The organism is Labilibaculum manganireducens (genome assembly GCF_963665805.2).
Classification (GTDB): Bacteria; Bacteroidota; Bacteroidia; order Bacteroidales; family Marinifilaceae; genus Labilibaculum; species Labilibaculum manganireducens.
Genome location: NZ_CAXXEE010000003.1, coordinates 3970234 through 3993259, shown reverse-complemented (window position 1 = coordinate 3993259; position 23026 = coordinate 3970234). Strand labels below are relative to the sequence as shown.

The 23026-nt window shown below is 36.5% G+C and carries 19 protein-coding genes, 5 tRNA genes and 1 other RNA gene; 16 read left to right on the top strand and 9 right to left on the bottom strand.

The annotated features are described in order from the left end of the window. Positions 1 to 154: 154 nt before the first annotated feature. From ACHZAX_RS15450 to ACHZAX_RS15440, 3 genes are all read left to right on the top strand, one after another. Entirely contained in the window at positions 155 to 1168 is a 1014-nt protein-coding gene (locus ACHZAX_RS15450) for a dihydroorotate dehydrogenase-like protein (RefSeq protein WP_101308826.1), read from the top strand. A 320-nt stretch (positions 1169 to 1488) separates the two neighbouring features. Further along, positions 1489 to 4209, top strand: a complete 2721-nt coding sequence (ppdK, locus tag ACHZAX_RS15445) for a pyruvate, phosphate dikinase (RefSeq protein ID WP_320019752.1) — start codon at positions 1489 to 1491, stop codon at positions 4207 to 4209. Between the two features lie 523 nt (positions 4210 to 4732). Beyond that, complete coding sequence (locus tag ACHZAX_RS15440) at positions 4733 to 4897, top strand: hypothetical protein (protein WP_180327232.1); 165 nt, start codon at positions 4733 to 4735, stop codon at positions 4895 to 4897. Between the two features lie 72 nt (positions 4898 to 4969). Here ACHZAX_RS15440 and ACHZAX_RS15435 read toward each other — a convergent pair whose 3' ends face one another. Continuing rightward, positions 4970 to 6253 carry an LVIVD repeat-containing protein gene (locus ACHZAX_RS15435; RefSeq protein ID WP_320019751.1) on the bottom strand — a complete coding sequence of 428 codons (1284 nt, stop codon included), beginning with the start codon at positions 6251 to 6253 and terminating at the stop codon, positions 4970 to 4972. A gap of 151 nt (positions 6254 to 6404) precedes the next feature. Here ACHZAX_RS15435 and ACHZAX_RS15430 point away from each other — a divergent pair, with 151 nt between their 5' ends. From ACHZAX_RS15430 to ACHZAX_RS15390, 9 genes are all read left to right on the top strand, one after another. Next, the gene (locus ACHZAX_RS15430) at positions 6405 to 7175 is read left to right on the top strand and encodes a hypothetical protein (RefSeq protein WP_320019750.1); all 771 of its coding nucleotides are present in this window, start codon (positions 6405 to 6407) and stop codon (positions 7173 to 7175) included. A 206-nt stretch (positions 7176 to 7381) separates the two neighbouring features. Next, positions 7382 to 7804: a Holliday junction resolvase RuvX gene (gene ruvX / locus ACHZAX_RS15425; protein WP_101308822.1), complete on the top strand. Its 423-nt coding sequence runs from the start codon at positions 7382 to 7384 to the stop codon at positions 7802 to 7804. A gap of 37 nt (positions 7805 to 7841) precedes the next feature. Next, positions 7842 to 8396 carry a peptide deformylase gene (def, locus tag ACHZAX_RS15420; protein WP_320019749.1) on the top strand — a complete coding sequence of 185 codons (555 nt, stop codon included), beginning with the start codon at positions 7842 to 7844 and terminating at the stop codon, positions 8394 to 8396. Positions 8397 to 8573: 177 nt separating this feature from the next. Continuing rightward, entirely contained in the window at positions 8574 to 9602 is a 1029-nt protein-coding gene (locus ACHZAX_RS15415; protein WP_320019748.1) for a DUF6588 family protein, read from the top strand. Between the two features lie 128 nt (positions 9603 to 9730). Further along, positions 9731 to 11806: a ComEC/Rec2 family competence protein gene (locus tag ACHZAX_RS15410; protein ID WP_320019747.1), complete on the top strand. Its 2076-nt coding sequence runs from the start codon at positions 9731 to 9733 to the stop codon at positions 11804 to 11806. Between the two features lie 169 nt (positions 11807 to 11975). Continuing rightward, on the top strand, positions 11976 to 13316 hold the full coding sequence (trkA, locus tag ACHZAX_RS15405) for a Trk system potassium transporter TrkA (RefSeq protein ID WP_101308818.1): 1341 nt from the start codon (positions 11976 to 11978) through the stop codon (positions 13314 to 13316). Positions 13317 to 13426: 110 nt separating this feature from the next. Then, positions 13427 to 14875 carry a TrkH family potassium uptake protein gene (locus tag ACHZAX_RS15400; RefSeq protein WP_320019746.1) on the top strand — a complete coding sequence of 483 codons (1449 nt, stop codon included), beginning with the start codon at positions 13427 to 13429 and terminating at the stop codon, positions 14873 to 14875. 168 nt (positions 14876 to 15043) lie between these two features. Further along, positions 15044 to 16381: a TrkH family potassium uptake protein gene (locus ACHZAX_RS15395; RefSeq protein ID WP_218973012.1), complete on the top strand. Its 1338-nt coding sequence runs from the start codon at positions 15044 to 15046 to the stop codon at positions 16379 to 16381. 224 nt (positions 16382 to 16605) lie between these two features. Further along, positions 16606 to 16887: a hypothetical protein gene (locus ACHZAX_RS15390; protein ID WP_101308814.1), complete on the top strand. Its 282-nt coding sequence runs from the start codon at positions 16606 to 16608 to the stop codon at positions 16885 to 16887. Positions 16888 to 16944: 57 nt separating this feature from the next. Here the strand turns inward: ACHZAX_RS15390 and ACHZAX_RS15385 are convergent, their stop codons facing one another. The 8 genes from ACHZAX_RS15385 to ffs form a co-directional block, all read right to left on the bottom strand. Further along, positions 16945 to 17556, bottom strand: coding sequence for an L-threonylcarbamoyladenylate synthase (locus ACHZAX_RS15385; RefSeq protein ID WP_101308813.1), 612 nt, complete (start codon positions 17554 to 17556; stop codon positions 16945 to 16947). 184 nt (positions 17557 to 17740) lie between these two features. Further along, positions 17741 to 18397, bottom strand: coding sequence for a fructose-6-phosphate aldolase (gene fsa / locus ACHZAX_RS15380; protein ID WP_101308812.1), 657 nt, complete (start codon positions 18395 to 18397; stop codon positions 17741 to 17743). Positions 18398 to 18563: 166 nt separating this feature from the next. Then, positions 18564 to 18637, bottom strand: a tRNA-Thr gene (locus ACHZAX_RS15375). 91 nt (positions 18638 to 18728) lie between these two features. Next, a tRNA-Thr gene (locus tag ACHZAX_RS15370) sits at positions 18729 to 18800 on the bottom strand. 37 nt (positions 18801 to 18837) lie between these two features. Further along, positions 18838 to 18920: transfer RNA gene (locus ACHZAX_RS15365), tRNA-Thr, on the bottom strand. A gap of 87 nt (positions 18921 to 19007) precedes the next feature. Further along, a tRNA-Thr gene (locus tag ACHZAX_RS15360) sits at positions 19008 to 19084 on the bottom strand. A gap of 87 nt (positions 19085 to 19171) precedes the next feature. After that, positions 19172 to 19248: transfer RNA gene (locus ACHZAX_RS15355), tRNA-Thr, on the bottom strand. A 29-nt stretch (positions 19249 to 19277) separates the two neighbouring features. Further along, positions 19278 to 19374, bottom strand: an RNA gene (gene ffs / locus ACHZAX_RS15350) — signal recognition particle sRNA small type. A gap of 251 nt (positions 19375 to 19625) precedes the next feature. Between ffs and ACHZAX_RS15345 the strand changes: the two genes are divergently transcribed. From ACHZAX_RS15345 to ACHZAX_RS15330, 4 genes are all read left to right on the top strand, one after another. After that, positions 19626 to 20189 (top strand): DUF4199 domain-containing protein, encoded by a 564-nt coding sequence (locus ACHZAX_RS15345; protein ID WP_320019745.1) that lies wholly within the window; start codon positions 19626 to 19628, stop codon positions 20187 to 20189. A 9-nt stretch (positions 20190 to 20198) separates the two neighbouring features. Continuing rightward, entirely contained in the window at positions 20199 to 21146 is a 948-nt protein-coding gene (locus tag ACHZAX_RS15340) for a glycosyltransferase family 2 protein (RefSeq protein ID WP_320019744.1), read from the top strand. Between the two features lie 81 nt (positions 21147 to 21227). Continuing rightward, entirely contained in the window at positions 21228 to 22004 is a 777-nt protein-coding gene (locus ACHZAX_RS15335) for a class I SAM-dependent methyltransferase (RefSeq protein WP_320019743.1), read from the top strand. 1 nt (position 22005) lies between these two features. Then, positions 22006 to 23016 carry a glycosyltransferase family 2 protein gene (locus tag ACHZAX_RS15330; RefSeq protein WP_320019742.1) on the top strand — a complete coding sequence of 337 codons (1011 nt, stop codon included), beginning with the start codon at positions 22006 to 22008 and terminating at the stop codon, positions 23014 to 23016. Positions 23017 to 23026: the final 10 nt, after the last annotated feature.

Here is a 23026-nt window from a genome sequence, read left to right as displayed (position 1 = left end):
TTTTTTTTGTAATTAGGAGTAGTAAGTCCTTTTATTTGCTGGGTTTGACTAATTGGTGTTGAAAATCAGCTTGTTAATTTTTGAGAATTGAGTTGAATATATCAAGTCCATTTATTAAATTTAGTAAGAACAGAAATTTAAAATCAAAAATAATATGGCAAATTTAAACGTTGAATTCATGGGATTGCAACTTAAAAATCCCATAATTGTTGGAGCATGCACCCTTTCGGCTACCGTAGAAGGAGCTCAGGAATTGGAAAGAGCGGGAGCAGCAGCAATTGTTTACAAATCTCTTTTCGAAGAGCAAATTCAAATGGAACGAGCGCAATTAGCCGACGAACTTGATGAGTACACAGATAGAAATGCAGAAATGACCTCCATTTTCCCTGCAATTGAGCATGCTGGTGCCAAGGCTCATATCATGAAGTTGTCTGATGTAAAGAAGGCAGTTAGTATTCCTGTAATTGCCAGTTTAAATTGTATTTACGATGTTACCTGGTTCGATTACGCCAAGCAATTGGAAGATGCCGGGGTGGATGCTTTGGAATTGAATTTTTACCAAATGCCGGGGACTGTAGATAAAACAGCCGCTCAATTGGAAGATGAGAAAGTGGAAATTGTTAAAACTCTTAAAAAGAGATTGTCAATTCCCTTTTGTATAAAGTTAAGTCCGTACTATACAAATACATTGAATTTTGTGAATCGTTTAGATCAGGCTGGAGCTTCTGCTTTTGTATTGTTTAATCGTTTATTTCAACCGGAAATTGATATTCATACAGAGCGTCATGTCACTAATTTTAATTTGAGTCATCAAGGGGATTATAAATTGGGATTACGTTATGTTGGTTTGTTATATAAAAAGATTGCCGGCGGGTTATGCGGGACAAATGGACTCTACACAGCAGAAGATGTTGTACAAATGCTGCTGAGTGGTGCCGGTGTTGTTCAGATGGTTAGTGCACTTTACAAGAATGATCCTTCATACATCGCACAGGTTCTTTCGGAACTGGAGCAGTGGATGGATAAAAAGGGATACAAAAGTATTGACGAATTCAGAGGTAAACTGTCCGATAATGAATTAAAAGCTTCTGATATTTATTACAGAGCACAATATTTGGATTTTATTCTTCATCCTGAAGAAATAATTAATAAGTATCCAATGAGATAAAGGTTTGATAATTTGATGAAACAGCCGATCAAAAGATCGGCTGTTTTTATGGAATAACCTTCCGTAAAAGAGTGTGTAAATGCGCTGCAAACGTTTGAAAAATAAAAGTCTAAATCATTTGGAAAAAGACAGTTAGATTGTCAGTCCTTTACTTCCTTTTTAAAAAAAAGAACACTACTTTTGTGTACAATTTTCAGGGCGTATTATTGAATAATGTCTTGAAAATTTATGTTTTTAAAGATTATAAGTTAATATATAATTGTTATTGAATGCTTTAATTTATTGCATGAAAATAACATTAAAACTAAAAAGCGATAATTATGAGTACTAAGTACGTTTATACTTTTGGTGACGGTAAGGCCGAAGGTAAAGCAGACATGAAGAATTTGCTTGGAGGTAAGGGTGCTAACCTTGCTGAAATGAACCTAATTGGTGTTCCTGTACCTGCAGGTTTCACTATCACTACTGAAGTTTGTACTGATTACAACAATCAGGGAAAAGATGCTGTTGTAGCAATGATTAAAGAACAAGTTGAAGCTGCTGTGAAAGATACAGAAGTTGCAATGAACGCTAAATTCGATGCTAAAGATGGTTCGTTTCCATTGTTGGTATCAGTTCGTTCTGGTGCTCGTGCTTCTATGCCAGGTATGATGAACACTGTTCTAAACCTTGGTATGAATGATGATACCGTGAAAATTGTTGCTGAAAAATCAGGTAACGAAAAATTTGCTTACGATTCATATCGTCGTTTCATTCACATGTACGGTGATGTAGTTATGGGTGTTGAGGCTGAAGAAGGTCATCACAACCCATTCGAAGTTGTTTTGGATGAGTTAAAAGCAGCTAAAGGATATAAAGTTGATACAGAATTAACTGTTGAAGACCTTAAAAATCTTGTTGAAGGTTACAAAGCAGTCGTTCGTGAGCACGCTGGTGTTGATTTCCCTACTAATCCTTGGGATCAGCTTTGGGGTTCTGTTTGTGCTGTATTCGATTCATGGAATACTGAAAGAGCTATTCTTTACCGTAAAATGGAAAATATTCCTTCTGAGTGGGGTACTGCTGTAAACGTACAGGCTATGGTATATGGTAACATGGGCGATACTTCTGCTACAGGAGTTTGTTTCTCTCGTGATGCTGCTACCGGTGAAGACCAATTCAACGGTGAGTATTTGATCAACGCACAAGGTGAAGATGTTGTGTCAGGTGTTCGTACTCCTCTTGAGATTACTAAAGTTGGTTCATTGCGTTGGGCTGAACGTAACGGTACTTCTGAAGAAGTTCGTCAAGCTGAATTCCTTTCTATGGAAGAAGCTATGCCTGAACTATATAACGAATTGAATACAATTCAACAAAAATTAGAAGATCATTATTCTGATATGCAGGATATGGAGTTCACCATTCAGGATGGTAAACTTTGGATGTTGCAAACCCGTAATGGTAAGCGTACTGGTGCAGCTATGGTAAAAATGGCTGTTGATATGTTAGCTCAAGGTATGATTGATGAGAAAACTGCAATTTTACGTCAGGAGCCTAACAAATTGGATGAATTACTTCACCCTGTATTTGAGCAATCAGCTATTGATGCTGCAAAAGAACTTTCTAAAGGTCTTCCAGCTTCTCCGGGTGCTGCTACTGGTCAAATCGTATTCTCTGCTGAAGTTGCTGAAGAGTGGGCTGCTGCAGGTAAAAAAGTAATCTTGGTACGTCGCGAAACTTCTCCTGAAGATTTGAAAGGTATGTACGCTGCGGAAGGTATTTTAACTGAACGTGGTGGTATGACTTCTCACGCTGCTGTAGTTGCACGTGGTATGGGTAAATGTTGTATTTCTTCTGCTGCTGGTGTTTTGGTAACAGGAAAATCAATGACTATCAATGGAGTTGATTTTAAAGAAGGTGATTTTATCTCATTGAACGGTACTACCGGTAAAGTTTACGAAGGTAAAGTTGCGACTATCACTCCTTCATTAGATGGTGATTTTGGTAAATTGATGGAAGTTGCAGAGAACAACACTCGTATGTACGTTCGTACTAACGCTGATACTCCTGCTGATGCTAAAGCTGCCCGTGAATTCGGAGCTAAAGGTATTGGTCTTTGTCGTACAGAGCATATGTTCTTCGAAGGCGATAAGATTTGGAAAATGCGTGAGATGATTCTTGCAGAAAATGTGGAAGGTCGTAAAGCTGCTTTAGCTAAGTTACTTCCTGTTCAACGTGAAGATTTCTCGGGAATTTTGGAAGCTATGGACGGTTTTGGTGTAACTATCCGTTTACTGGATCCACCATTGCACGAGTTTACTCCTAACGATGAGGATTCTCAAATTGAAATGGCTGAAAAATTAGGTATCGATGTATCTATCGTGAAAGCAAAAGTTGAGTCTCTACATGAATTCAACCCAATGTTAGGTCACAGAGGTTGTCGTTTAGGTAACACTTATCCTGAAATCACTGAAATGCAGGCTCGTGCTATTATCGAAGCTGCTTGTGATTTGAAAGCTAAAGGAAAAGATCCTAAACCAGAGATCATGGTTCCATTAATCGGAACTTTGAAAGAATTCCAAATGCAGGAAGCTATCATCAGAGAAACTGCAGCTGCTGTTTTCGCTGAGAAAGGTGTTGAAGTTAATTTCTTAGTAGGTACTATGATTGAGATTCCTCGTGCGGCTCTTACTGCTGATGCAATTGCTGAGTATGCTGAATTCTTCTCTTTCGGAACAAATGACTTGACTCAAATGGGATTCGGTTATTCTCGTGATGATGCTGGTAAATTCTTACCAATCTATATTGAAAAAGGTATCCTTAAGCACGATCCTTTCCAAGTATTGGATCAGGAAGGTATCGGTCAATTAGTACGTATGGGTTGTGAAAAAGGAAAATCTACTCGTCCTGATATCAAATTAGGTATCTGTGGTGAGCACGGTGGTGAGCCATCTTCAGTTGAGTTCTGTAACTCAGTGGGTATGGATTACGTTTCTTGTTCTCCTTTCCGTGTACCTATTGCACGTTTAGCTGCAGCTCAAGCAAACTTGAAGCAAAACTAAGAGAATTCATTCTCAATATATAGAAAGGCTGTCCCTCGGGGCAGCCTTTCGTGTTTTATAATCAGGGGGTTCCCTTTCAGGGCGGGCTTTTCGTTCCAACTCCTCGCTCAGGTTCTTATCTTTAGTTAATTTACCGGCATTCTTCTTTAGAATCACAATTTCACCTATTTGTCAACTTTAGCATCGCTGTGGGGTTTCCTCTTCAATCCCTAACCCAATTACCCATATCAGTAATTAGTCAAATATTATTTATGAATAATGAATACTACCACCATAGGAATGTATTATACTACCATAGGAATGTAATCTATCACCATATTAATATATTCTAACACCATATAATTGTAAGTTAAGAAACTATTACTGTAATATATTTCAGTATAAGTGTATTTTATTACCATAATAGGATAATTAATTACCGTTTAAGTCGAATAATTATTACAAAATGTAAAATATAATCGCTGCATTTAAGTATGACTTCGAATAAAACTACCCCTATCAACGAGAGCTGATCTTATCAGAAATGAAAAAGCAGGAAGTGAGCATATCTGCAATGGCTAAAAAACTTGGTTTAAGCCTAAACGGCATCTGCAATACCTTTAAAAAAACAAGTATTCAAATCGATCGATTGGTTCAGATTAGTGAGATTCTGCAGGTAATTCGCCTATTGGGTGGTAATAAAGAATAGGCTGCTATTTCCAACGAAAAGAAAAGCTTGCCTCAAATGAAGCAAGCTTTGTTGTTTATTGAAGTTAATGGTTTAATCTACTTTTGCAGCAATGGTAATATAACTAAGTAATTGAATGTTATTAATATCCGAGTAATCGTATTGAAACAAACCTTCCGTTCCGATAACAACCAGTACATTGCCCAAAGGAATAACATCATAAGGATTCATATCAGAGTATACTTTCACTAAATTGGAACCTAAATTTAAGGGATCCGAGGCATCGTAAATCTTCAATCCGGCAGTTCCATCGCAAACAAACAACATATCATCATCAATACCCAATCCGTACGGATTTTCCATACTGTATGATTTTAGCAATGTGGGAGCAGTGATGTCACTCAAGTCGACAACATCCAGCTGACTGGTATTTTGTCCGCAAAAATTTCCAGCACGAAGTGTGATGTATGCCAAATCATTGTGCACCACCACTGGGTCGCAACTCATAAAATGAGAATATTGAGAAACCAATTGGGGTGCAAATGGGTTTGTGATATCGAAAATATACATGCCATTTCTAGCTCCTATAAAGAGGTTTGATTCATAAACAAATAATGTTTCCATTCCCCAGCCAACGTTTAATTGTCCATTTTTCGATATTTGATCCGGATTGGAGATGTCAAACAATCGAAGTGATGAGCTGGAGTCAAGCGTATAAAGGGTGTTCGAATTTATCATGAATTTAGCCATAGAGCCGGCTTTTCCCGTTCCACCACCAGTAGCTTTAACACCTGCAGAGTTTGATGCGTCTGAAAACATTACATCATCATAGTAAGGATAGTATTTAGGTTCCGCGTATTTTTCACTGATTCTTTTCACTTTCCAACCAACTACTACGCCTTTTTCAGGATCAATTTGCCCAATTCGGTAATTATTGTCGGTTGGTGGTAAAGAAAAAGGGAAAATATCGGCGAATCGTTTTTCTATTGAAATGGTATTGATATCACTGATGTTTATTGCAATTAAGTCGGTGTAAGAGTCAGCATACAAAACATCATCTTTTACTGCCATGTCGATGTTTCCGGGAATGGAGATAAATTTTGAGTTGATCGGTTTGGTTGGATCCGAATTATCGATAACATGAATTCCTTCGAATTTCTCATTTACTAAAATATAATCTTGATAGAAATAGATTTTTCCGGTAACCAACATTTCTTTGGCACTTTCTGTCTTAACAGCACTCTTAAACTCTTCAGTTGGCAGGTATACAGGTTCATTTATTGTGTATTCATGCTCTAATTTATCTTCGCAAGACCAAATTACTGTACATAGTAAAATAAGCACAGATAGGAAGGTGAAATGTTTTATAGTTTTCATGTGAATTTATTTAAAACCGATTTAATGGTTTGTTTTATTTCATGATGCAAATAGGTTCAGAGGGTTGCGTTCTTCTATTTCATTTTTATTGTTTTATTCAACGCAACCATTTCCGTGATGCATCATCAATAAGAAAAACAAAACCATGATTATGAAGACTCCTATTGTATTAATTAAGCCAATTTTAATAATGGCTCTCGTTATATTATCTGTTGCCGGCACAATGGCACAGAGAAATGTAGATGTAGTTACCTTAAAAAATGGTAACGTTCTGAAAGGGAAAATTGTCAGACAAGTTCCTGGTGAATTTATTGAACTGGAGACCAGAGATAAGAATTTTTGGAAGTTCGATATGGAAGATATTGCGGATATACGCTTTGAGGCTAAAAGAATGCAAAAAACGGCTAAGGATAGTCTTCCCATGAAGAATGAGGGAATGTTTTATGAAGTTCGCATGGGGGCACTGATTGGAAATAACGATAATAAAAACAATGCTCCTTTTAGTATGTTACTATCGGGAAGTTATTTGCTTAAAAATGGGATTTCTCTGGGCGCAGGTGTTGGTTATGAGTCTTTTGATGAGGCGCAAATGCCTTTGTTCGGAGAGATTAAATATTATACCAGGATTAAAGGAATTAAATCCTTTTTGTTTTGTCAGTCGGGATACTCATTCGCGCTGGAAGATAAGGATGAGCAAAATTACTATTATGGGAATAATGATATTGATTCCAAAGGTGGCTGGTTGATTAACCCTGGAATTGGTTTTGTGTTAGGAAATAGCTCTAAAACTAATTTTACTTTAAATATTGGTTATCGATTTCAGAAAATGGAGCAAAAATGGCACAACACATATACAGACGATACCGAATATTTAAGAAATGAAATTAATCGACTTTCTATTCATGTTGGTATAATTTTCTAAAAAAGTCCTCTGGGTTAGAATTGTTTCGGAGATCATATTTACTTTCAAAAATAAAATCAGGATGAGTCCTGATTTTTTTATTTAGTGCTATGTATGGTAAAATTTTTCTCTATATAAGCTTCTTATCTCCTCATTTTTGTAGAAATAGATAAAATTTAATCAGTTTCTTATATCTTTGCAATTCAAAATTAGTTTAAATAAGAAATTTGGCACGAATTGTAGCGATTGATTACGGAAGAAAACGGGTTGGGCTGGCTGTTACAGACCCATTTCAGATTATTGCAAATGGTTTGGATACTGTTGCAGCAAAAGATGTATTGACTTATTTGGAGAAATATTTTCAGACAGAAGAGGTTGAATGTATTGTTGTGGGCTATCCAAAACAAATGAATAATGAGGATAGTGAATCTGTAAAATATCTAAAGCCTTTTTTGGGGCAATTGAAAAAGAAGTTTCCCGAAATGCCAATCGAATTGGTAGATGAACGGTTTACCTCTAAAATTGCTTTTCAAACCATGATTGATGGTGGCTTAGGAAAAAAGGCAAGAAGAGATAAAGCAATGATTGATAAAGTGAGTGCTGCTATTATATTGCAATCGTATATGGAAACCAAAAGGAATCTGTTTTAGGATTTATTTGGATTTAGATAATTAGAGAGAGAAAAGAATGATTTTACCGATTACCATTTACGGTCATCCTGTTTTAAGGAAGGTCGCTAAAGATATTGATAAGGATTATCCTGAATTACAGAAATTTATGGATGACATGTGGCAAACCATGTATTTTGCCGATGGAGTTGGATTAGCGGCTCCGCAAGTAGGACGGTCAATAAGAATGTTTGTGCTCGACTGTTCTTCTTTTGCCGAAGATGAACCCGAATTGGAAGGATTTAAGAAAATGTTCATTAATGCGAAAATTACTGAACGTACTGGAGAGGAATGGTCTATGTCTGAAGGATGTTTGAGTATTCCTGGCATAAATGAAGATGTTAATCGTCCTGAAACCATTAAAATTGAGTATTACGATGAGAATTGGGAATTTCATGAAGAGGAGTATTCAGGATATGCTGCCCGGGTTATTCAACATGAATACGATCACTTGGACGGCATCATGTTTACTGATCATTGTGCACCTTTAAAAAAGAGGCTCTTAAAAGGAAAGTTAACAGGTATATCGAAAGGAATTTTTAAAGCTAAATATCGATTTACACTCGCAAAATAATTTCAAAACCTTACCATTTCGGTAGGGTTTTTTTATTTGGAAACGGTTTGTTTATATTTTTAGGGAAATCCTGAAAATAGGTGTTGTGCTGCAGAATATTTATAATTTATTTAAACAAATACTAGAAACCTCCGTATTAGCAGATGTTGACAGATAAACTAACTTAAATCTCTGATGATGAAAAAATTATTACTACTACTTATTTTTCTTGTTCCATTTTTAGGTAAATCCCAGGATATTGAACAATTCTTATTGGCAGGAACAGAAGACGCATCTAAATTGACTGAAAATTATGTGAATCCGGTTGCTAAAGGTTTTATGTACGGATTAAATAATGGTTGGTATTCAACTGGTCGAACTCACAAGAAATTAGGCTTTGATATCACTTTTGTTGCCAATTTGGCAAAGGTTTCAGGAAAAGACGAAGTGTTTCAATTTGCTGCAAGTGATTACAATAATATTAGTTTAAAAAGTGGGGGGAATTCTGCTCAAATCCAAACTTTAATGGGAGGAAATAATAATGAAACTTTGCTTGCCAGAATTGAATCTGGTGGTGGAAGTTTTGATGTTGCTGAATTTAGTGTTCCAGATGGTATTGGCAGTGATTTACCCATGAATGCAGTTCCAACAGCAACATTGCAGGTAGGTATTGGAATTCCAGGAATTGATGCCGATTTAAAATTGAGATACCTTCCTAAAGTCGGATCATCTGACTTAGAAGTTGGAATGTTTGGTATTGGAATTCAGAAAAGCTTAACGAAAATCTTGAAAATTGATAAAACTCCGGTGGATGTTTCCGCATTGATCGCTTATACCAAGCTGACAGCGGAATATGATATTCAAGGAGATTCAGGTTTTGAAGGAAATGGTCAGTTGATGGAATTTACAACCAATGCCTATACAATTCAGGCAATTGCTTCGGTGAATTTAAAATTGATTGAGTTTTATGGTGCAGTTGGTTACAATACAGCAAAAATGGATGTAGACGTTAAGGGAACATATAAATTAGAATATACTGATGCGAATACAAACATTAGTGGCGATGCCGGTACTTTAGTCGATCCGGTTTCTGTTGATTTTAAGGCAAGCGGTGTAAGAGCAACTATTGGGACTCGATTAAATCTGGGTTTCTTTAAAATATTCGGGGATTATACTCTTCAAGAATACAATACGATTACTGCAGGAATTGCATTCAGTTTCAGATAATTTTTTTGAATGTATTGCAGCTTTCTGTTTATTAGATAAATAAGCCCTTGTTCCTGTGAAGTGAACAGGGGCATTTGTTTTTTAAGAAGATTAGTGCTAAATTCAATTAATCATAAATTGAATTATTAATGACTTTTAGAGAGTTGCTCCGTAAAAATCCTTTTCTTCGGCTTTTACTTCCATTGGTGTGTGGAATTGTTTTGTCTGATATTGTTGGTATCCCTCAAATTTTAATTTGGATTCTTGTTCTGTTTGGTCTTTTGGGAGTTCTTCTTTTTGCAGTAAGTGAGAAACTCCGTAAATCATATTCATTACGCAGTTTATTTGGTCTTTTTATATTTATTCTGTGTTTTGGTTTTGGAAATATCCGTTACAATGACATTCAGTCCCAAATGTATCTTCCCATTTCAAAATCTAAAATTATTTTAGAGGGTAGGGTGCTGGATACACCTGCAGAGAAGGGCAGGAGCTTTGCTTTTGTATTGGATGTTCAGAGTATTAAAGTTTCAGATAAGTGGCAAAATGTGTCAGGTAAAACAATGATTTACCTTCAAAAAAACACGAAAGCCAGAGAACTTGGAATAGGAGATCTGCTTGTACTGAAAACTGAACTTCAAAGAGTAAAAAACGCTGGTAATCCGCATGAATTTGATTATGCGTCTTATCTAAAAACTCAACACATTTTGTATTCTGCCTACGCCGACTCTTTATCATGGAAACAGATAGGAAATGCTTCTGATTTTTCAATTAAAGTGATGGCTTCAAAGTGGAGAGATCATTTATTATCGATTTACCGAAAAAATGGAATACAAAATGAAAGTTTTGACATTCTGGCAGCCTTAACGCTGGGATACAAAACCGGAATGGATCCGGAAATAAAAAGAACTTGGGCTGATGCCGGCGCTATGCATGTTCTGGCGGTTTCCGGCTTACATGTTGGGATTATTTATATGATCATGAATTATTTGATTCGATTTTTAGCTCGTTTCAAATACGGACGTCATTTACAGGGTATTCTTCTTTTACTAACGCTTTGGGCTTATGCACTTTTAACTGGAATGTCCCCATCCGTAATGAGATCAGCAATCATGTTTAGTTTTATTGTGATTGGAAAAGCGCTTAAAAGAGACGGAAGTATTTATAATTCCTTAGCTATATCGGCATTTTTTCTGTTATTAATTGATCCTTTTTTACTGTTTACAGTGGGTTTTCAGTTCTCCTATCTGGCAGTTGCAAGTATTGTGTTTTTTCAACCTCAGTTCGATAAACTTCTTTATATAGGAAATCCAATTTTGAAAAAGTTATGGCAGCTTACAACGGTTTCGTTGGCTGCACAAATAGGAACATTTCCCTTGGCTATTTATTACTTCCATCAGTTTCCATCTTACTTTTTACTTTCCGGATATGTCGTAATAACTATGGCAGGGATACTTATTTATCTCTCTGCATTATTGCTTATTCTGTCTCCAATTGGAATTCTTTCCGAAGGTTTAGGGTGGATACTGCGAAATCTTGTTGAAGGAATGAATTTTCTGATTGTAAAAATTCAGGCTTTGCCAGGTTCGGTTATTAGAGAATTGCCCTTAAGTCAATATCAATTGCTGTTTATTTATTTTCTTCTTTTTTCATTGATTGCGCTTCTTTCATTTAAACGAAAAAAAGCTGTTTATGCATTTGTAGTAATTTTAATTGGCATTCAATTACCAATTACAATTCGAATTTTTCAGGTTCCTAAAAAGGAAATGCTGGTTTTTAATTCCAAAGGGCATAGTGTTATTGGTTTTGTTGAGGGAAGCAAAGGATTGTTCTTGGTTGATGGGAAAATGTCATCAGAAATAAGTGATAGAATAATTCAACCTTTTGTTCTGAAGGAAAATATTAATAAAATAAGCTTTGATACATTAAGAGCTATCGATATTAAGTTGATGGGTAAAGATGTTGTTGCTATAATCGGAAAAAGGGATGATGATTTGGAGAAAATATTAAAATTAATTCAGCCAGACTATATTATTTTGCGTTTGGGAGGTTTGCAATCTAAAAAAATGATAACAAAAGAATTTCCAAATTGTAAAATGATACTTGATGCTTCAATTTATAGCGGCGACCGGAAAAAATATCTTTCAAAGGAAAATGAGGGTGAAACGAATCTTTTTGATGTACAGAATAATGGAGCTTATTTTTGTGTTTTGTCAACTGTGAATTAACTTTCATCATTGAAAGAAAAGCTTTCGGATTCTCTCTTTGATTTCATAAAGTCTTTTGGTAATTTAGAGAGCTTGGCTAATTAATAATTTTTAACAAATAGCTTTAGATTTTGCTTGATTATGTGTTAATTTGCCGCTTCGAATTCCATTTATTTAACGGAACAAAGTTATGAAGATTGTAATTGCCGGCGCAGGGGCAGTAGGAATACACTTGGCGAAAATGCTGAGTAATGAAGATCATGATATTATCTTATTGGATAGTGATGAAGAGAAATTAAAGGAGATTGATTCCCATTTGGATTTATTAACCATTGTAGGGTCAAGTTCATCACTAAATGATCTTAAAGAAGCTCGGGTCAAAAAAGCAGATCTTTTTATTGCAGTAACTCAATCAGAGGAGACCAATATAACGTCATCTATTCTTGCTAAAAAGTTGGGTGCCATTCGAACAATTGCCCGTATTGATAATCAAGAATATTTGATTCCTGAAAATAAAGAATACCTTAAAAGTTTGGGAATTGATGAATTGATTTATCCGGAGCGGTTGGCCTCAAAAGAGGTAATTAGTTATTTATCCAGATCGGGAACACGACAATTGTATGAGTTCTCGGGAGGTAAACTTCTATTGTATGGAATAAAAATAAGCAGCAAGTCGGTATTTATGGATAAAACCATGGCTGAAGTTGCTGAAATGACTGCTGATTTGGATTTTAGAGCTGTTGCCATAAAACGTGAAGATGCAACGATCATCCCAAGAGGGCACAATCGATTTTCCCGTGGCGATTTAGTTTTTGTGGTAAGCAAACCCGATGCAATGGAACGGGTGATGAGTCTTGCCGGAAAAGAGAAATATGAAATTAAAAATGCGATGATTTTGGGGGGAAGTCGTATTGGTCAAAAAACAGCGATGGAGCTGGGCAAGAAGATGAATCTTAAATTGATAGAAATTGATAAAGATAAAAGCTTAAAACTTGCTGATTTACTTCAGGATACCTTGGTTATTAACGGAGACGGCCGTGATAAAGAATTACTGAAAGAAGAGGGGATTCACAAAATGGATGCCTTCGTTGCTGTTACAGGAAATTCGGAAACGAATATTTTAGCTTGTTTGTTGGCTAAAAAAATGGGGGTGAAGAGAACCATTGCGGAGGTAGAAAATATTGATTATATCGATTTGGCTGATAATATTGGTGTTGGTACCATGATTAATAAAAAATTATTGGCTGCCAGTTATATCTATCGATTTACAATGGATGCAGATGTTCAACATTGTAAATGGCTGACTGTTTCGGAGGCAGAGGTTATTGAATTGGTGGCTAAGCCCGATTCCAGAATTACCAGAGGCATATTAAAGGATATGGATTTTCCGGAAGATGCCAATATTGGTGGAATTATAAGGGAAGATGAAGGTATTATTGCAACAGGCGAAACTCAAATTCAGGCGAATGATAAGGTTGTTGTGTTTACTCTTCCGTCTGCAATTAAAAAAGTTGAGAAGTTCTTCAAATAATAGTACTAAGAGCCGAATTAAGTAAATGCAGGCTCTTTTTTATCTTTTTACAGAACGAATTTTAAACAATATTTTTCCTTTTTGGAAATCGTAAAATAAGCTGGTTCGAAATGCTCAACTGGAAATTTGTTTTTTATGTGATGTCGGTTTTAATGATCGTGGAAAGCTTTTTCCTGATTATTAGTTCCGCAGTAGCCCTTTTATATGGAGAGGGTGATTTTATATACTTTGTACAATCTGCAGGTATTTGCTTTATATTTGGGGGAATTGTATATCTGTATACCCGGGGGGGCAGCAGAGAGATTGGCAAACGGGAAGCATTTTTGGTTGTAAGCTTGGTTTGGGTAGTATTCTCTGTTTTTGGTGCATTTCCTTTTCTTTTGGGTGGCTATATTCCAAATTTCACCGATGCGTTTTTTGAAACCATATCAGGTTTTACTACTACCGGAGCTTCAATTGTGAATGATATAGAAGCCTTACCTCATGGCATCTTATTTTGGAGGTCTTTAACTCATTTATTGGGAGGAATGGGGATTTTGGTGTTGACTGTTGCTGTTTTACCCGTTTTTGGAATTGGAGGAATGGCTATGTTTAATGCCGAGGCAGCAGGTATTACTACTGATAAATTACACCCGCGTATTAAAGAAACAGCGCAACGTCTTTGGGGTATATACATGCTTTTGGTTGCAGTCGAAACCTTATTTTTAGTATTTGGAAAAATGGATTTGTTTGATGCTGTTTGTCATTCATTCGGAACATTAGCTTCAGGTGGGTTTTCTACTAAAAATTCGAGTATTGCTAATTACTCTCCTTACATCCAGTATGTGATTATTGTTTTTATGTTTTTAGCCGGAGTAAATTTTACTCTTCATTACTTTGCAATAAAAGGAAGGTTGAAAAAGGTCTGGAAAAATGAGGAATTTAGAGTATATGCCGGTTTAATTATATTGGTGACAAGTATAATTACCTTGACCTTGGTCTATTTGGATCACGGGCCTTTCGAGAAATCATTTCGTGATGCTTTATTTCAAGTTACTTCTATAATTACAAGTACAGGTTTTGTAAGTGCTGATTACACACAATGGCATCCGTATTTGGTGTTTCTTATTTTTGGCTTGATGTTTACAGGCGCTTGTGTTGGTTCTACATCTGGAGGAGTTAAAATTCTTCGCCATTTACTTCTCTTCAAAAACAGTATCCTGGAATTTAAGCGAATGATTCATCCTTCGGCAGTATTACCGGTTCGTTATAATAAAGAGATGGTAGGACAGGATGTGATTTCTAAAATTCTGGCTTTTGTTATTTTGTACATTATGGTTTTTTTTATTGGTTGTTTTGCAATGACACTAATTGGTTTGGATCTAATTTCGGCTATGGGGGCAGTCGCAACAACTATGGGGGGAATTGGTCCTGGATTGGGAGTTGTTGGACCCATGAATAATTTTGCTTCAGTGCCGGAAGCCGGTAAATGGATACTTTCATTTTTAATGATATTAGGTAGATTAGAGTTGTTCACCTTTTTAATTATTTTTATTCCTTCTTTTTGGAAGAATCAATAGATATTATTAAAAAAAACCTTAGAATTATATCTTTGGTTAAATATTAAGGTAGTCAAAGTGGTAAAGCACAAAATAATTCTAAATATTCTTGGTAAACTCCTGATTGGGGAAAGCCTCTTCTTGTTTCTGTCACTGTTGGTTTCGCTGTTGTATCAAGAATCTGATAGTATGGCTTTCGTGAAGTCTGGTCTGATTACTTTTACTGTTGGCGGCATGAGTTATAAGCTTTCAAAAGGTGTTGGAAAAGACCTTGGGAAACGGGAAGGCTATATTATCGTAAGCATTGTTTGGGTGGTTTTTTCAATATTTGGATGTCTGCCATATCTTTTTAGCGGAGCTATTCCGTCGGTTACTGATGCTTTTTTTGAAACAATGTCTGGTTTCACAACTACTGGTTCTTCTATACTTAATAATATTGAAGAATTGCCTCACGGAATTCTTTTTTGGCGGTCACTTACTCAATGGATGGGTGGAATGGGGATCATTGTGATGTTTCTTGCAATACTTCCAACCTTAGGCATTGGAGGACGAGAATTGTTTATTGCTGAAGTTCCCGGTCCGGCACCCGATAAATTAACTCCCAGAATTAAAGAGACTGCTCGTAATTTATGGGGATTATACATTCTGTTTACCTTCGCTGAAACGATTCTGCTTTTTATTGGAGGAATGAATTTTTTTGATGCAATTAACCACTCGTTAACAACTATGGCAACGGGAGGTTATTCAACCAAACAAGCCAGTGCGGGTTTCTTTACATCCCCATATCTGCAATATGTTATTATCTTTTTCATGTTTGTGGCCGGAACCAACTTTACCCTTGCTTATGCAATGGTAACGGGAAAAGCTTCAAAGATGTTTAAAGATGAGGAGTTTCGTTTTTACGCATTGGTAGTTCTGTTGTTTACTGGTATTATTACACTTGTTTTGGTTGTAGGAGATGATTTTGGGCTCGAGCGGGCATTTCGCGACAGCTTGTTTACGGTAGTTTCAATTATAACCACAACAGGTTATGCAACTGCCGATTATCTGCTTTGGACACCATTTTTAGGAATGTTGGTTTTTGTATTGTTCTTTGTTGGAGGATCAGCCGGATCAACAGGAGGAGGTGTAAAAGTAGTGCGGATTTTATTGCTTTTTAAAAACAGTTTTTACGAACTAAAACGTTTGGTGCATCCAAATGCAGTAATTCCAATTCGTTACAACGGACATGTCGTAGATCAAAAAACAGTTACCAACATTCTGGCATTTTTTGTTTTTTATATTATCATTTTCATGATATCCTCCATATTAATGTCTTTATGGACTCCTGATATTTATTCAGCATTTAGTGCTGTGGCAACAACGCTTGGTAATATTGGTCCTGGATTTGGTGAGGTTGGGCCAATGGAAAATTTCTTTCACCTGCCTGCATTGGCAAAATGGTTTTTATCCTTTTTAATGTTGCTGGGTCGATTGGAATTATTTACAGTGCTAATATTATTTTCTCCTTCTTTTTGGAAACATTAAGCGTTCAAACAGCAGAATTATTTCGGTTATACAATTCTCAATTCTTAATATGTTATGTTTGTTGCGGGCTATTTTGGCAAGTGTGTCAATATGATTTTTGTGTTTAAAAATCATTTGTTCGTGTAAGAATTTAATGGTTTTAGCATGTTGTTTGTAATTATTTTTCATGTATTTTAATTAATATTGCATTCTGTTCATTTTGGATAACATTATAATTAAAATACATGAAAAAAATTACAGAGTACAATCATCTAATTGAGAAAGAGATGACAAAATACAAGCAGGATACGCGGAAAATTCTTGACGAATTGGAGAGTAAATTTAATAAGGGGAGTATTGTTGCAACTCATCATTTTAACAATGCAAGTCCGGAGTTGATAGGTTTGGTAAAGTCAGAGCTCGAAGAAGCAGGATTCAGACCCGAATTTATAGGTAATAAGCCTGACGGCCATATAGCTCTTCGCGTTAGTTTGCTGAGATCATCAGAGATTGCAGCTTCCAGATAATTACTAAAAACAATGCCGTCAATATTCAGTTGATGGCATTGCTTTTTAAGTTTGGTTTTATAGCATTAACTCACCAATTCCTGGTCGGATAATTTCAAAAGAATCAGTAGTACAGTCAACAATTGTAGAAGCAGTGTTTCTGCCGTAACCTCCATCAATAACAAGATCAACTTGTTTGCTGTATTTCTCGTGAATTAATTCAGGATCGGTGGTGTATTCAACAACTTCATCCGGATCATGAATTGAAGTGGTTAGTATTGGATTCCCTAATTCCTCAACAATACTTATCGGAATGTAATGATCAGGCACGCGAATACCAACAGTTTTCTTTTTACTCTTGAATAATTTAGGAACATTACTACTTGCCTGTAGGATAAATGTGAAGGCTCCGGGTAAATTTTTCTTCATCATTTTAAAGGTTGTATTGTCAACTTTGGCGTATTCCGACAGGTTGCTCAAACTACTGCAGATTAAGGAAAAATTTGCTTGTTCAGCATTTATTCCTTTTAAATTAGCAATCTTCTGTATGGCCTTATTATTGTTTATGTCACAGCCAATAGCATAGATGGTATCAGTTGGGTAGATGATAATTCCGCCATCCTTTAAAATGTCAGCAATTTTCCTGAATTCCCTATGGTTGGGGTTGTCAGGATACAATTTTAAAAGCATTTGTAGTGGTTTTGGGTTATTATGGATGATAAAGATAAAAGATTCTTTGAAATAGCTAATGTACTGATGCCTATTTATTTTGTTGCTTGAAAAGGAAAGAGGTTGTAGTGCTGCAGGATTGGGATTTGATACCAACAAAAAAAGGAGTACCGAAGCACTCCTTTTTTATAATATCATCTAATGTTTAACCATTTAGCTTGTTGTAATCAGCAAGGAACTGCTCCAAACCTTTATCGGTTAAAGGGTGATTTAGCAGACCTGTAATGGCACTAAGAGGACTGGTTGTAACATCAGCACCAGCTTCGATACATTGAACCATGTGCATGGTGTGACGAACCGATGCAGCCAGAACCTGAGTTTCGAAACCATAGTAGCTGTTCATATCTACAATTTGACGAATTAAGTCAATACCATCAGTACAAATATCATCTAAACGGCCAACAAAAGGAGATACATATGTTGCTCCCGCTTTAGCCGCCAACAATGCCTGACCTACTGAGAATATCAAGGTACAGTTAGTTCTGATATCCTGTGAGCTTAGGTATTTTACTGCTTTAATACCATTTTTGGTACAAGGAACTTTCACAACAATTTGTGGATGAAGAGCGGCTAATTCCAAGCCTTCAGAAATCATTCCTTCAAAATCGGTTGCAATAACCTCAGCACTTACATCACCATCTACAATTTCGCAAATATCAACATAGTGCTTTTTGATGTTTACTTCCCCTTTAATCCCCTCCTTAGCCATAAGAGATGGGTTAGTGGTAACGCCGTCAAGGATTCCTAAATCCTGCGCTTCTTTAATCTGATCAAGATTTGCTGTGTCGATAAAAAACTTCATTTTACGATTTTTAGTTTGTTATTTGTTCAAAACGAAAATACACTAATTTCTTTTACATACAAAGAATAGCATATGTTTTGAACTCAAGAAATAAAACATAGAGACGCGAAACTATTTTCGCATCATAGAGATTCGAAAAATATGAAGTTGGTGGGGTAAAAAAAAGAGCCGATGGAGGGATTCGAACCCACGACCTGCTGATTACAAATCAGCTGCTCTGACCAACTGAGCTACATCGGCGTTTTGTTATTTTTAGAAGGTAAAACGATCCTTCAGATAATCTTGTAAAGAACGAAAATAAGCCCGGAAGCTTTCTTTATAGTTTTAATTGAGCCATTGATGAGAATTGAACTCATGACCTCTTCCTTACCAAGGAAGCGCTCTACCCCTGAGCTACAACGGCAGTAACAAAATAAAAGGAGATAATCTTCCTTAAATTGAGCCGATGGAGGGATTTAAATCCATCCCGACTAGTCGGGACTGATTACAAATCAGCTGCTCTGACCAACTGAGCTACATCGGCGTTTTGTTATTTTTAGAAGGTAAAATGATCCTTCAAATAATCTTGTAAAGAACGAAAGAAAGCCCGAAAGCTTTCTTTTAATTTTATTGGAGCCGATAGGGGGATTCGAACCCGCGACCTGCTGATTACAAATCAGCTGCTCTGACCAACTGAGCTACATCGGCGTTTTGTTATTTTTAGAAGGTAAAATGATCCTTCAAATAATCTTGTAAAGAACGAAAGAAAGCCCGCAAGCTTTCTTTTAATTTTATTGGAGCCGATAGGGGGATTCGAACCCGCGACCTGCTGATTACAAATCAGCTGCTCTGACCAACTGAGCTATATCGGCATTTTTATACAAATAAAAAAGTATAAAAAGTGGGTAAACAGCTACGTCGCACTGCTTCGACCACCTACCCTTGCTGCCTTCCGACCCTGGGGGGATTCAGTAGGAGCTAGTCGCATAGTGCTTACCCGACGACAAAAGTAGAAAAATCCTGATTCCCCGCAAACAAATTATGCAACTTCTTATCTAAATTTTAGGTGGTGAATAGCCAATGGTTTTATTCTCAGAGAAATAATTTTTTTTTAAAATGATGTTTTTTTTCAGGAAGTATTCATTTCGGATATAAACAATGAGCAATTGAAATTAGAATTAAGCTTTTTTGATTACGGCTTTCTAGTAAAAACGGATATCTTTGTGCTCGAAAAACAAATTTATCTTTCATGCAGATTTTTAAAAATTCATTACTTAGACACACTTTTCTTTTTGGAGCATTGGTTGGAGGAGCGCTGATTTTAGCAGCCTTTGTGGTTTACCTAAAAGATTTATCGGTTAATTTCGATCCGAATCTTCGGTCCATAAATCTATTTTTAATAGTTAGCGGGATCTTTTTTGGTGTGAAAAAATATCGCGATGATGAATTGGGTGGTGCAATCAGCTATGGTAAGGCATTAGCAACCGGAGTCCTTATTATTGGATTTGCCTCGATGTTTTATTCTATTTTTATTTATGTTTTAACAAGTTTTTTTGATACGGCTATTATTAAAGAAGCCATAATTTTTCTGGAAAAAGGCCTGCATGAAATGGGATATCAGCAAAAAGATATCGATTTGCTGATGGGAATCTATAAGAATATCACACCTGGATTATTTGCTTTTGGACAGTGGTTCAGTAAAGCATTGTCAGGACTGTTTTTTTCTCTTATTTTGGCTTTTTTCTTTCGTCAGAACAGAAATTTGTTTAATAGGAACTCTATTGATAAATTTAGCGAATCGAATAATCAGTAAAATTTAAATATGGATATCTCTGTTGTAGTTCCTTTGTATAATGAGGAAGAATCGCTTCCCGAATTACTGGCCTGGATTGATCGGGTGATGCAGGCAAATAGTTTTAGCTATGAGGTTGTTTTAGTTGATGATGGAAGTAATGATACCTCTTGGACTGTGATAGAGGATTTACAAACTAAGTATAGTTCTGTTCGCGGAATCAAATTCCGAAGGAATTACGGAAAGTCAGCAGCTCTTTTTAGCGGATTCGAAATTGTTAAAGGAGATGTTGTTATTACTATGGATGCAGACCTTCAGGATTCGCCGGATGAAATTCCGGAACTGTACCGTATGATAACAGAAGATGGTTTCGATTTGGTTTCGGGATGGAAGCAGAAGCGTTACGATCCAATTTCCAAGACAATTCCAAGTAAATTTTTTAATAGAACAGCAAGAGCCATGTCTGGTATTAAGCTGCACGATTTTAATTGTGGATTAAAGGCTTATAAGAATAAGGTGGTGAAGAGTGTAGAGGTGTACGGCGAAATGCACAGATACATTCCAATATTGGCCAAAGAAGCTGGTTTTGTTAAAATCACAGAAAAAGTGGTTCAGCATCAGGAAAGAAAATATGGTGTAACAAAGTTTGGTTTGAGCCGTTTTATAAATGGTTTTCTCGATTTACTTTCCATTTCATTTATCAGCAAGTTTGGTAAAAAACCAATGCACTTTTTCGGATTACTGGGAACATTTATGTTTTTGGTTGGTTTTTTTGCTTCTGCATGGATTGGATTTCAGAAATTGTATAGCATGAGTTTGGGTGAAATTGCCCCCCGCATAACCAATAGTCCGTACTTTTTTATTGCATTAACAACAATGATTATTGGAACTCAGTTGTTCCTTACCGGATTTATAGCTGAATTGGTAAGCCGCAGCTCATCAGAGCGCAATACCTATCAAATTGAAAAAGAAATTTAGGTTGAATTATAAATTATGCGTGAGGAGTTCTGGATTACCCCTCACTCATATTTGTAGTTTTGAAAATCTTACGAAATCCCAATGATAAAACGTATAATAAGAATTTTATTACAAATATTTCCCCGTCCGGTTTTGATTCGAATGAGTCTGATAATAAATCGTATACTTGCCGTATTTCTTATCGGAAATAAAGTGGAATGCCCGGTATGTGGCGGGCATTTCCGTAAATTTCTTCCTTACGGATACACCAAAGCCTCAGGGCGAGATAATGTTTTGTGTCCCAAATGCCTTTCTTTGGAACGCCACAGGTTGATGTGGTTGTATCTGAACGAAAAGACCAATTTCTTTACACAAGAACTTAAAGTTTTACACATTGCTCCAGAACAATGCTTTTACAAGCGGTTTAGAAAGTTGCCTAATTTGGATTATACCACAGCAGATTTGGAATCTCCCATTGCCGATGTGCATTTCGATGTGCAGGAAATCCCCTTTTCCGAAGCATCATACGATGTGGTGATCTGCAACCATGTATTGGAGCACGTAACCGATGATGCAAAAGCCATGAGTGAGATTTACCGTGTGTTAAAACCTAATGGTTTTGCCATTTTACAGGTTCCCATGGATACCAAAAATCCGGTAACGATGGAAGATCCAACGGTTACGGATCCGAAGGAGAGGGAAAGACTGTATCGTCAAAAAGATCATGTTCGTTTGTATGGTTTGGATTATGCCGATAAGTTGTCAAAAGTGGGGTTTTCTGTTTTCCAATCTCAATATGCAAAAGAAATTTCTTCCGATTTGGCCGAAAAGTATCGCCTGCCAATGAATGAAATTTTCTATTTCAATCAAAAACGATAAGATGTCCGAAGAAATTAAATTTTCGATTATTATTCCGGTGTACAATCGTCCGGATGAAATGAAAGAACTGCTTGATAGTTTATCCGGGCAGACTTTTAAAGATTTTGAATTGGTAGTGGTTGAGGATGGTTCATCGATAAAAAGTGAAGAGCTTTGCGAAAGCTATCGCGATCGAATAAATATATCGTATTTCTACAAACAAAACGAAGGTCCCAGCATTGGTCGAAACTATGGATTGACCAGAGCAAAGGGGAACTATTTCCTGTTTTTTGATTCGGACTGCATTCTTCCGGCTCATTATATGGAAACAATACACCGGGAATTAACGAACAATTTTGTGGACTGTTATGGTGGTCCCGATGCCGCTATGGACGATTTCTCGGATTTTCAGAAAGCCGTTTCTTATGCCATGACTTCCTTTTTTACTACCGGAGGTATTCGTGGAGGAAAGCAACAGGTTCACAAATTTCATCCGCGAAGTTTTAATTTGGGCTTTTCGAAAGCTGTTTATGAAGATACGGGCGGATTTCCGGTAACTACCATGCATCCGGGCGAAGATATGGTTTTTGCCATTGAGGTAATTAAGCGTGGTTTCGAGACTCGGTTGGTTCACGATGCTTACGTATTTCACAAACGAAGAATCTCCTTTAAAAAATTCTATAAACAGGTTTTTGGTTTTGGCAAAACCCGCTACATTATCTCAAAACATTACCCGGAAACTTTCAAGATCTTCTTTCTGTTCCCATCATTGTTCGCAATAGGAACAATTGGAGCTATAGTATTAGGGATTGCTGTTCACCGAATTTTTGCTTTTCCGGTTCTTTTGTACGCTTTTCTGGTTTTTGCTGATGCACTCACAAAGAGCAAATCGTTTGCCATTGCAATAAAAGCGCTTGCTGCAAGTTTTGTGCAGCTGTTCGCTTATGGTATCGGATTTATGGATGCTGCATGGAAACATAAGGTGCTTGGGAAAGATGAGTTTGGAGTGTTTGGGAAGGGGTTTTACGAATAAGCATGCAAGG